The organism is uncultured Clostridium sp. (assembly GCF_934754915.1).
In the GTDB taxonomy this organism is placed as follows: domain Bacteria; phylum Bacillota; class Clostridia; order Clostridiales; family Clostridiaceae; genus Clostridium.
Window position 1 is genome coordinate 1 of sequence record NZ_CAKVKB010000103.1, and the last position, 12,099, is coordinate 12,099.

8 protein-coding genes are annotated in these 12,099 nt (G+C 28.3%); 7 read left to right on the top strand and 1 reads right to left on the bottom strand.

Annotation, left to right across the window (positions count from 1 at the left end; all coding sequences use genetic code 11):
• Positions 1–109: 109 nt before the first annotated feature.
• The 7 genes from Q0F58_RS13705 (at position 110) to Q0F58_RS13735 (ending at position 11,362) form a co-directional block, all read left to right on the top strand.
• A complete protein-coding gene (locus tag Q0F58_RS13705) occupies positions 110–2,113 on the top strand; it encodes an NAD(P)/FAD-dependent oxidoreductase (protein ID WP_294377555.1) in 2,004 nt (667 codons plus the stop codon).
• 688 nt (positions 2,114–2,801) lie between these two features.
• Positions 2,802–3,668 carry a shikimate dehydrogenase gene (locus tag Q0F58_RS13710; protein ID WP_294377556.1) on the top strand — a complete coding sequence of 289 codons (867 nt, stop codon included), beginning with the start codon at positions 2,802–2,804 and terminating at the stop codon, positions 3,666–3,668.
• Positions 3,669–4,024: 356 nt separating this feature from the next.
• Complete coding sequence (locus Q0F58_RS13715; RefSeq protein WP_294377558.1) at positions 4,025–5,269, top strand: MFS transporter; 1,245 nt, start codon at positions 4,025–4,027, stop codon at positions 5,267–5,269.
• Positions 5,270–5,761: 492 nt separating this feature from the next.
• Positions 5,762–7,129 carry a dicarboxylate/amino acid:cation symporter gene (locus Q0F58_RS13720; RefSeq protein WP_367118190.1) on the top strand — a complete coding sequence of 456 codons (1,368 nt, stop codon included), beginning with the start codon at positions 5,762–5,764 and terminating at the stop codon, positions 7,127–7,129.
• Positions 7,130–7,366: 237 nt separating this feature from the next.
• Positions 7,367–8,131, top strand: coding sequence for a type I 3-dehydroquinate dehydratase (gene aroD, locus Q0F58_RS13725; protein WP_294377561.1), 765 nt, complete (start codon positions 7,367–7,369; stop codon positions 8,129–8,131).
• A 423-nt stretch (positions 8,132–8,554) separates the two neighbouring features.
• On the top strand, positions 8,555–11,023 hold the full coding sequence (locus tag Q0F58_RS13730) for a LuxR C-terminal-related transcriptional regulator (RefSeq protein ID WP_294377564.1): 2,469 nt from the start codon (positions 8,555–8,557) through the stop codon (positions 11,021–11,023).
• An 81-nt stretch (positions 11,024–11,104) separates the two neighbouring features.
• Complete coding sequence (locus Q0F58_RS13735; RefSeq protein WP_294377567.1) at positions 11,105–11,362, top strand: hypothetical protein; 258 nt, start codon at positions 11,105–11,107, stop codon at positions 11,360–11,362.
• A gap of 74 nt (positions 11,363–11,436) precedes the next feature.
• Here Q0F58_RS13735 and Q0F58_RS13740 read toward each other — a convergent pair.
• The coding region (locus Q0F58_RS13740; protein ID WP_294377569.1) for a hypothetical protein at positions 11,437–12,099 on the bottom strand (663 nt) is incomplete at its 5' end.

The following is a 12,099-nucleotide window of genomic DNA, read 5'->3' on the forward strand; positions in this document are numbered from 1 at the left end:
AGTATTTTAGTTTGAAAAATAGTACTGAGTATTATAGTTACAATGTTTAATGAGGAAATACTTTTGTTAATGATTAAAAAACTTTATATATGTATGGGAGAAGAAGAATATGAAAAGATATAATAGAATTTTTACTCCATTAACAGTAAAAAACATGACTATAAAAAATAGAGTTGTTATGCCTCCGATGGGAAGTAATTTTGGAGGAGAAAATGGAGAAATAACAGAAGAACATATTAAGTATTATGAACAAAGAGCAAAAGGTGGAACAGGACTGATAATTTTAGAAAATGTATGTGTTGATTTTCCTCTTGGATCTAATGGAACAACTCAGCTTAGATTAAATCATGACTGCTTTATTCCAGGTCTATATAAATTTACTGAAAGATTACATAAATATGGAGCATGTGTATCAGTGCAAATCAATCATTCAGGAGCATCAGCAGTATCAGGAAGAATTGGAATGCAGCCAGCATCATCTTCAGATGTGCCATCTAAAAAAGGTGGAGCTATTCCAAGACCTTTAACTAAAGAAGAAATATATGAAATTGCAGATAAATATGCAGATGCAGCAAGAAGAGCTCAAATGGCAGGATTTGATGCTGTTGAAATACATATGGGACACTCATATTTAATAAGCCAGTTCTTATCACCAATTTTCAATAAGAGAACTGATGAATTTGGTGGAAACATAGAAAACAGAACTAGATTTGCAAGATTAGTTATTGAAAAGGTAAGAGCACAGGTTGGACCTATGTTCCCAATAATGATAAGAATAAGTGCAGACGAATTATTAGAAGGCGGAAACAAATTAGAAGACACTTTAGAATATTTAGAATTTTTAGATTCAGAAGTTGATATATACAATGTATCAGCAGCATTAAATGATTCTTTATACTACCAGATAGATGCCAACTATTTAGAAGATGGATGGAGAGCTTATATGTCTAAGGCTGTTAGAGATAAATTTAATAAGCCGACAATAACAACTGGTAATATAAGAAATCCTCAAGTTGCTGAAGATATATTATCAGAAGGAAAAGCAGACTTAATTGGAATAGGAAGAGGTCTTATAGCTGAACCAAACTGGGTTGAAAAAGTTCAAAACGGAGAAGAAAATAAATTAAGAAAATGTATTTCATGTAATATTGGATGTGCTGGACATAGAATCGGATTAAACAGACCTATAAGATGTACAATAAATCCTGATGTTATATATGAAAATACACTTGAAGGAAGAAAAGTTAACAAACACACTAATGTTGTAGTTATAGGTGGAGGTACAGCAGGACTTGAAGCAGCATGTACAGCAGCAGAAGCAGGATGTACTACATTCTTATTTGAAAAGAAATCATATCTTGGTGGATTAGCTAGAGAAATAGCAAAACTTCCAGCTAAGGACAGAATTAATGATTTCCCAGATTATTTAATAGACAGAGCAGAGAATTTAAAGAACCTTATCATATTTACAGGAACAGAAGCTACAGTTGATGCTGTAAATAATTTAAAACCAGATATAATTGTAAATGCTACAGGGTCAGTTCCATTATTACCACCAATAAATGGACTTTTAGATAGAATTGACAAAAAAGATTCAAAAGTACGTTCAATTTTTGGTCTTATAGAAGAAATCAATAAGTTTAAAGATATGGACGTTGAAGGCAAGAAGATAGCAGTTGTCGGTGGTGGAGCTGTTGGATTAGATGTTGTTGAGTTCTTTACTGAAAAGGGTGCAGATGTAACAATAATTGAAAGACTGCCTGTTATAGGAAGAGATTTAGATGTAGTTACTAAAATTCAGAATATGGCTATGCTTAAAGAAAAGAATGTAAGACAAATGACAAGTACATCATTACTTGAAGTTAAGGACAATAGTTTCTTGGTTGAAGTTGATGGAAACAATGAAGAAATAGATTTTGACTTTGGATTTGTATGTCTTGGTATGAGAGGTACTGCACCATTATTACCACAATTAGAAGAAGCATTTAAGGGTTCAGATGTTGAAATTATGAACATTGGAGACAGTGTCAGAGCAAGAAGAATAATAGAAGGAACTACAGAAGGAAGAAATCTTACTATTGAAACATTAAACAGACTTGGCTTGTTTGTTTAGCAATCAAAATTAATATAGATAAATTTAAATAAAAAATTCAGCCTTAGATAAAATAAATTTAGGGCTGGATTTTTTTTACTACATAGATTCCAAAATGAAGAAAAATATAAAAATATATATGAATAGGATAACCTTGTTAAAGGAAAAACTAATATAAATGATGGTTTTATAGCATAAATGTATTTGGCTGTAAATAAAACAAGGTATTAATATGAAATTTACACCAAACTATAGATTTAAGCTATGAATAAACCATGTAAAAACAATTAGATTAATTAATGTAATGTAGATATAATTAGAACATAAAGACTGTTAAATATTTAACGCTATTATTGATTTTTTTAACAAGTAATTTTAAAATTCACAATGTACAATTTATAAATATGTGGATATTTCATAATTATAATTTTGCACGATTTAGCTCAACATATAGTGCCTATCTTTATTGAAGATATATTATATGTTGAGTTGGACTTTGTATTTATGCTAATATGAAAAATCCTCAAATATATGAAATCTCTGCAATGTATTTGATTATTATGTTGCTTTAAATATTAGGATATAATTATATTTTTACATGTACTTTGGATAAATTTTTCTAATGTAATTTTAATTTTGTAACATATTAGCATATATTGATAGTTGTTGAAAAACTTATGATAAAAGATTAAAAAAGGAGAACTTAACCATGGAAAAACGTATTTCAGGATATACTACATTAATAGGATTATTAGCTACACCAATAAAGCATACTAGTTCACCTAAGATGCATAACGAAGCTTTCAGATATTTAGGACTTGACTATGCATATCTTGCATTTGAAGTTGGAAATGAAGGATTAGAAGATGCTGTTAAAGGTTTAAAAGCTATGCAGGCAAGAGGATGCAATGTATCAATGCCAAATAAGACAGTAATACACAAATATTTAGATAAGCTTACTCCAGCAGCAGAAATGACAGGAGCAGTTAATACAGTAATTAATGACAATGGAGTATTAACAGGAACTATTACTGATGGAATAGGGTACATGAGATCTCTTAAAGAAAGAGGATTTGATGTTGTAGGAAAGAAGATGACAATTGTAGGTGCAGGTGGAGCTGCTACTGCAATAGAAGTTCAGGCTGCATTAGATGGAGTTAAAGAATTATCAATATTCAATAGAAAAGATGAATTCTATGACAGAGCACTTGAAACAGTAAAAATAATAAACGAAAGAACAGACTGTAAAGCAACATTATTCGATTTAGATGATAAAGAAGCATTAAGAAGAGAAATAGCTGACAGTTATATATTTACAAATGCTACAGGCGTAGGAATGAAACCATTAGCTGGTGAAACTTACATAGAAAAGGATATGTTAAGACCAGAACTTATAGTAAGTGATGTTGTTTATGTTCCAGCTAAAACTAGATTATTAGAAATTGCTGAAGAAGTTGGATGCCCTACAATAAATGGATTAGGAATGATGTTATTCCAAGGAGCAGAAGCATTCAGACTTTGGACTGGTGAAGAAATGCCAATAGATCATATGAAGCAATTTTTAGGGATTGAATAGTTTATACTAATTTGCAATTCAATGGACAATTGACAATGAAGGATGAAATCTTTGCAAGATTTTTTTGAAGCAAGATTTTTTGATACTGAGATAAGTTTTTAATGTGATTTTAATCTTGTGGCATATATTTATTAAAATATACACAAGATATAAATAGATTGAGGATTTTCATATTATTATAAATATTATAAGATAAGTATTATAAGTATGTTACAAGTTAATACAGATGCTATATATTGATCAAAATTATAATTATTAATTATGAAATATCCCACAAATTAAGATGCAGATATAAAAAATAATATTAATATATGCTGCAAGAATACAAATGAAGAATAATAGGAGAAATATTAAAAATGCAGAATACAGCAGTAAAAAATAAATCTTCACTGTTATCAAGTTTTAATAACAAATATTCATTAACAGCGTTAGGTTTATACATCAACTACTTTATACATGGTATGGGAGTTATAATACTTTCTCAAAACATGACATATTTAATGGAACAGCTTAATACTGACAAGGCAGGTGTAGCATATGTAATATCAGCACTTGGAATTGGTAGATTTATAGTTCTTTACATATCAGGAGCTTTATCTGATAAATTTGGAAGAAAGCCATTTGTTTTTGCAGGAATTGCATCATACATAGCATTCTTTATAGGAATATTATTAAGTCCAAATGTTCAAATAGCATTTATTTTTGGTATTTTAGCAGGTATGGCAAATTCATTCCTTGACTCAGGAACTATTCCAGCATTGATAGAATCTTTCCCAGATGCAGGAAGTTCAGCAAATGTATTTAATAAAGCGTTTATTTCAGCTGGTCAGTTTATATTACCTATGATGATAAGTTTTATAGTTGCAAATGATCTTTGGTATGGATATTCATTTATATTCTGTATAGCAGTACTTGCTATAAATGCAATATTCTTATTCACTAGACCATTCCCAGCAGTAAATGCTGATAAGGTTGAAACAGAAGAAAAAGAAGAATCAGTTCAAGAATTAAGTGGAAAAGCAAAACCAAAGTTCTGGATTGAAGGTCTTGCACTTATAATAATTGGATATACTTCAACAGCTACATTTTCAATAATCAATACTTGGATTCCAAGCTATGGAAGAGAAGTAGCGGGTATGGCAGAAGCTGCATCACTAAAATTAGTAAGTTATTATAGTGTAGGAAGTATAGTAGCAGTTGTATTTACATCAATAATAGTTAAGAGCTTAGTTAAACCAGTTAGAATAGTATTTGTTTATCCATTAATTTCAGTTATAATGCTTACAATACTATTAGTTAATCCAACACCAGTTGTTTGTGTAATAAGTGCATTTGTTATAGGATTTGCAGCTGCAGGAGGAGTTCTTCAATTAGCATTAACAGCTATGTCAGATATATTCCCAGCAAACAAAGGTAAAATTACTGGTATGGTGTATTCAGCATCAAGTATAGCAGGATTTACAGTACCAGCAATTACAGGAGCAATTTCAAGTAATGTGGCAAATGTAATATTATTTAATATTGTAGTTACAGGATTAGGAGTAATATTAGCTCTTATTGTTAACATAAGATATAATACTCTTTTAAAAGCCAGAGCTTAAAAAATAAGAAAGCCATAAGAGTTGTGGCTTTCTTGTTTTAGAGTGAGTAAAATATATAGCTTTGGCTAAGAAGTGTGATTTTATAAGTATTAGGTAATGATATTGCAATTAATAGTACATATCTTAGATGTATATATATATTCTAATAATAAGTATTCATAATAATTAAAGAAATCTCTGTTGAGATTTCAACTTTCATTGTCAATTATCAATTGTACATTGTTAATTAGAATATATATACTTTTTTTATTGTATAGGAAAGTATAAAAATTTTTAAAGTTGAAACCCAGTTATACCAATAAATTAAGAGGTATGGAAAGGCTAAAGTGTTATCCATGAAGTGGGTGTGTGGAAGCCGCTTTGTTTTTTTGGATATGCAAAAATATAATTATACAAAGAAGGGAGGAACTGCTTCTCATAAAAATATCAATGAGCAGATAACATGAGTTGAAATAGAAATATATTTGTTTATGTTTTGAGTAGCAGAATTATGTGACTAAAGAAGAATTAAAAAAATCAAGTACAAAAGATATTAATTCATTAGCAGTAAAGATGCTTATATCACTGGGGATGGCTGTTGTTGTAGGAATAATAGCTGTGTTTTTAAGAGAATATTTTAATTCTAATGCAAAAGGCTATATATGGGATGCTATAAATAGATTGCTATTTCAAGATATAAGTACAGCAGATGGCAAGAATTCAATAGGAATATTTTATATTCTCGGTCAGATTTTCATTAATTCATTACAGCTTGTTATTGTTCCTATGATTTTTTCTTCTATAGCATTAGCAATGTGCAGAATTAATGATACAAAGAAATTGGGACGTATTTCAACTAAAACATTATTAGGGTTTTTAACCACATCTGTACTTGCGTTAATACTAGCAGGAATTTTGAGTTTTATAGGTTATAAGGCAGGAATATTTAATCTGGCAGTAGAAAGCAAAGAAACTGTAGAAATGAGCGTTTCCCAGTTAACTAATCCGCTTATGGTATTAATTGAAGCAGTTCCGAGTAATATTGTAAGTGTATTCAGCACTAATGGAAGAGTGCTGGCAGTTGTATTTACTGCTGTAGCAACAGGTTTATGCATAAATCAATTAGGCGATAAGGCAAAATATGTAAAGGGACTTCTTGAGGACATAAATAATATTATAAATGTATTTTTAAATTATGTTATAGTAAAGTTCAGTCCTATAGCAGTGTTTATTCTTATTGTAAGAACTTTTGCAGTTTATGGAATAGATAGAATAAAACCTGCTCTTGCATATATGGCAACAGTATCTATAGCAGCAATGTTATTCTTATTTTTAGGATATCCACTGTTCATTTATGTTACTACAGGATTAAATCCAATAAAGTTTATGAAAAAGATAATTAAAGTTGCTCTTTTAGGATTTTCAGCAGCTTCATCAGCAGCAGCACTTTCATTGAATATGAAAACAAATGTAGAGGAACTTGGTGTTAATGAAGAAGTGGCAGCATTTACCCTTCCTCTTGGAATGACCATTAACATGAATGGAACAGCAATAATGCAGGTTGTTGCAACAATATTTATAGCTGCAAGTTCAGGATATATAATAAGGGTATCAGACGTAGTGATTATTGCAGTTTTAGCACTTATAGCTTCTGTAGGAACACCATCAGCACCAGGATCATCAATGATTATACTATTTTCAGTGCTGAATGGGATGGGGTATAATAATGAAGGAGTATTGATTGCATATTCTATGCTTCTTGCTATAAACAGGCCAATGGATATGCTTGTAACAAGTCTTAATGTTGTTGGTGATGCAGCAGCTGCAGTTGTGGTATCAAAATCAGAAGGATGTTTAGATGCTGAGTTATATAATAATTAATAAGATAAAATTTAAAAATTATATTCTCAATAAATGCTGCAGAAGATTTTTGAAAACAGCAGAAATACACAGTCTGTAAAGCAGATCTTTTTAAATATTACTTTATTGAAGAATATATATGTTCTAATAATAGAACTACATAATAATTAAAGAAATCTTGAAAAGATTTATTCATTAATTTTCAATTGTACATTGTCAATTGAAAAATATATATAATAGTTAATTTGGAGGTCAGAAATGAGTAAAGTAGTTGAAGTTAAAAATATAAAAATAGGTGAAGGAGTCCCTAAAATTACTGTACCAGTGGTTGGAACTACTAATGCAGAATTAATTGAAGAAGTAAAAGGATTAAAAGGAATCAAATTCGATATAGTTGAATGGCGAGTAGATTTCTATGAAAATGTTGAAGATATAGAAAAAGTAAAAGAAATATTAAATGAAATAAGAGAAGTTTTACCAGAAGCTCCAATACTATTTACTTTCAGAACTAAAAAAGAAGGTGGAGAAAGAGAAGTTCCAGTAGAATATTATGTAAAACTAAACTGTGAAATAGCAAAAACTAAAAAAGTAGATTTAGTTGATGTTGAATTATTTACTGGTGATGATTTCGTAAAAGAAGTAGTAGATACTGCACATGAAAATGGTGTTAAAGTAGTTATGTCAAATCATGATTTCTTTAAGACACCAGCAAGAGAAGAAATAGTTTCAAGATTAACTAAGATGATGGAATTAAATGCTGACCTTCCTAAAATAGCAGTAATGCCTCAAAATAAAGGTGATGTATTAACTTTATTATGTGCAACTAATGAAATGAAAGAAAAACATGCAGATCAGCCTATAATAACAATGTCTATGGCTGGAATGGGAGTAATAAGCAGACTTTGTGGAGAAGTTTTTGGATCTTGTCTTACATTTGGAGCAGCTAAAAAAGCATCTGCACCAGGACAAATTGGTGTTGAAGATTTAGACACTGTTCTTCAAATATTACATAAGAGTTTATAAGTGATTAATTATAGTATTTAGGTGAATATTTTTTAGTATATAGAGAGAAGCAGATATTAATTGAAGTGGTGAATTAATATCTGCTTTTTCAACTAAATATATTCAAAGTGCGAATAAATTACAATATAAATATAGTATTAGTATTTGATTATATTCACAAATTTATGATTTTACAAGTGTATTTTATCCCACAATAAGTATTTTGTCCCTAAAATTACAAAATAAAGTAAATTGTATTATAATTATAATAGATATATAATTTTTTACTTGAAAATTTAATAAAATTAACAGACTAAGAAGTGTGAGAGGTTTGAAAATTATATTCGCTATGAATAATTGTAAAGATTATACATATTAATTTCAATTAAGTTATTAAATTTAAATGAACAGTAATATATGTTTATTGAAAAGTGTGGTGTAAAAATGGGCAGAATAGATTCTAATTTTCAGATATTGATCAGAGAAAGAATTAATAAAATGTTAGATAAAATTTTTGAAACAAGTTTTTTTCTTATTACTGCTTCTATAGGATATGGCAAAACCACAGCAGTACAAAATTATTTGAAAAACAGAGATGATATAGATGTGATATATTTTTCGGCGTCTGTAGGTGAATGCAGTGGTGTATGGACATGGAAAAAGTTTTGCAGAACTGCTCAGTATATAAATGAAAATTTGGGAAAGCAGCTTGGTTTATGTCAATTTCCTAAGAGTGATGAAAGTATTCAAGAAATAGTAGAAGTTATGTTAGATAATATTTTCAAAGAAACTGTTATAGTATTGGATGATTGGGAAGAAATAAGAAGTGAGACTATAACCGATTTGTTTGAAAGAATAGCTTTTGAAAATATACCATTTCTTCATATAGTATTGATAAGTAGAAACATGCCTAAGATGAAATATATAGAGTATGAAATGAAAAAGAAATGTATTATAATGTGGCAAGAAGATTTAGAATTTACTTTGGAGGATACAAAAAAATTATTTGAAATCAATGGATTCAAATTGGATGATGATGAAAGTAAATACATATATAATTATACATCTGGATGGACAACGCCTACATATCTTTCTTTATTTGAATATTCCAATAAAGGAATTTTTAAAAGTATTCCAAAAGCAACTAAATTAATACGTTCAGCTATCAAAGATAGATTTGATGATGAATCTATAACTATATTGTTAAAACTTTCATTATTTCAGGAATTTTCTCTAGATGAAGCACTTTATGTAATTAATGACAAAAGAGCTGCGACAATTATAAAAGAATTATATGATGATAATTTTTTTATAAGATATGATTGTCAAAATGGAATATATAATTTCCATCAAATTTTAAAGATTGCATTAAATGAGGAAATTAAGGGAAGACATATAGATGAAGAAGTATTATTTAATAGAGCTGGAGAATGGTTTATGGATAAAAAGCAGCCTATTTCTGCAATTAGAAGCTGGGATAAGTGTAAAAATTACGAAGCCATTTTAAAAATACTTGAAAGTGATTATATACTTGAATGTATGAATCAGGAATATAAATTTATAGTATCTGTATTTGATAAGATAGATGAAGAGTTAAAATTGAAACATCCATTTGTATATATTTCTATAATTTATTATTATATTCTTGGAATTAATAAACCAGAAGGAAAAGAACTTTTATATAAATTAAAATGTTTTTATGAAGAAAATAAAAATGCTTTATATAGAAATCAGATTTTAGGGGAGATAGCAATAGTTGAAAGCTCTTTATATATTTCAGATATTGATATAAGAATAAAGTATCTGAAAAAGGCACAGGATTATTTAAGTGGAAATAAATCTAATGTTATACATTCTGGCATGTCTTTTACAAGAGGAATAAATAATATAATTTGTTTATATTATAAAGAAGTTGGAAGCTTAGATGATCTTGCTGAAAAATGCTATAAAAATATAAAATATTATGTAGATATGGCTGAGGGATTTGGAACTGGAGCAGATTATCTCTTAAAGGCTGAAATAGAGTTTTCAAGAGGAAATATTGAACAGGCCCAACTAAAAGCACGTAAATCATTCTATAAGGCTGAGAGTAAAGGTCAGACAAGTATATTGGTTGCAGCTGAATTTCTTTTGATGAGAATTGATTTATGTATGGGAAATGTTGAAAAGGTAAAGGAAAGATTAAGAAAATTTATAGAAAAATCTAAAAAATACAAATCTCCATTAATAATGTGTAACTGCCATTTTACAATAGGATATATAAATGGTCTTTTAGGAAATTATGAAGAAATTCCGTTATGGATAAAAAACAATGATATGTCAGGAATAGTAACGCCTGAAGCAATTGAAATAGGTTATATTTTATATGGATTGTCTATACTTGTAAAAGGAGATTATATTGCATTAGAAGTTCTAGTAGAAAGTATGCTTGATAAGTATGATAAAAGTGAAAATATAATAGGAAAAATATATGCATATATTTATGGAAGCATTGCTAAATATAATTTATATGGATTTAGAGAATCAGAAAATTTCATGGAAAAAGCTATTGAACTTGCAATATATGATGAAATTTATATGCCTTTTGTAGAACTTTCATATTATAGTTATGATATATTAAAGAGATTGGTTAAAAATAAAGCAATAGATAATATACTGGAAAAAATAAACAAATATAAGATATATAGAAATATTCATACTAAAGAATCAAAAGAGATAAATGAGTTGACAGAAAGAGAATTGGCAGTAATGGAACTTATATATAGTGGATATAAGCAGAATGAAATAGCAGCATCTCTAAATATAAGTCTTAATACAGTAAGATATCATACAAAAAATATATATGATAAATTTGCAGTAAAGAATAAAGTATCAGCAATACAGGTTTATACTCAGCAATATATAGATAGATAAATGTGGCAAAAACTACATTTTTATGCAGTATAAAATGCAGTACATTTCATTGTATACTATATATGAAAGGAGTAGATTGATATGGTTATTAAAAATGTTAAGTTTTTACCTGATTTTATTATTGAATTAGAACTGATGAATAGACAAAAGATAACTTATGATATAAAACCATATAAAAATTCAGCAAAACTTTGTGGGATAAAAAGTCAGGAATTTTTTGAAAAAGGGATTCTTGTAGATAATAGCTATATAAAATGGGATAAAAGCACGATACTTTATGACTATGAAATGTTGGGCAGGGATATGATCAGAAAAATTGTATATAATAATAGTCTTTGAATTAATAAATTTAGAAACTATCTCATAAAAGTTAAGCAAGTCATTGGATTTCAGTTTTTATGAGATAGTTTCTATTATTTTTTTGTATTTCTATACATTTTAATCAGTTTAAAACCATTTTGGGCTGACTGTTGTAAATAATCAAATGAAATTATTGAACTGTTAGAGAAAAAGTTATTTAGGGATTTTTTTGAATTTCTAATGTCCATTGTCAAATTTTTTGCCCTTGTCTTTTCAATTTGTTCCAAACGTATATTGCTTTTAATGCCTTCCATTATTGAACGGTCATTTTTCAGGGTATTCATATTAAAATGTTCCTGGAGAGTCAGACTGTCAGAAGTTTTTAAATCTGATATATGAATTTCTTCATCTCTTATAAATTTTAATGAATCAAATTGAAGTTTATTAAATCTATGTTTATTGTTTTTATTATTATCATCTGAAGAAGATGATGATGGTGACAGAGTTTTTTCAATATAGGTTTTGTGAAGATGTTCTTTATCATAATGAAACATTTTTATAAAAGAATATATATTATAAGCATACATAACACATTGGGCAGTTATATCTTCTGATTTAAATATTAAATTTAAAGTATTTTTGATATTTTCATTAGATTTAGCTAGTTTATCTATATTGTTGAGATTTTTTAACTTATTAAATATTTGTTCTTCAAGGTAATTCAAAATTTCAATGCCTTTGGAATCATCAACTGAAGAAAAGTTGAATTTTTGAAA

What these genes read in the sequence shown, in the direction of transcription:
- Q0F58_RS13705 (WP_294377555.1), top strand. Translation starts at nt 110, where the DNA reads ATGAAAAGATATAATAGAATTTTTACTCCATTAACAGTAAAAAACATG.
- Q0F58_RS13710 (WP_294377556.1), top strand. Translation starts at nt 2,802, where the DNA reads ATGGAAAAACGTATTTCAGGATATACTACATTAATAGGATTATTAGCT.
- Q0F58_RS13715 (WP_294377558.1), top strand. Translation starts at nt 4,025, where the DNA reads ATGCAGAATACAGCAGTAAAAAATAAATCTTCACTGTTATCAAGTTTT.
- aroD (WP_294377561.1), top strand. Translation starts at nt 7,367, where the DNA reads ATGAGTAAAGTAGTTGAAGTTAAAAATATAAAAATAGGTGAAGGAGTC.
- Q0F58_RS13730 (WP_294377564.1), top strand. Translation starts at nt 8,555, where the DNA reads ATGGGCAGAATAGATTCTAATTTTCAGATATTGATCAGAGAAAGAATT.
- Q0F58_RS13735 (WP_294377567.1), top strand. Translation starts at nt 11,105, where the DNA reads ATGGTTATTAAAAATGTTAAGTTTTTACCTGATTTTATTATTGAATTA.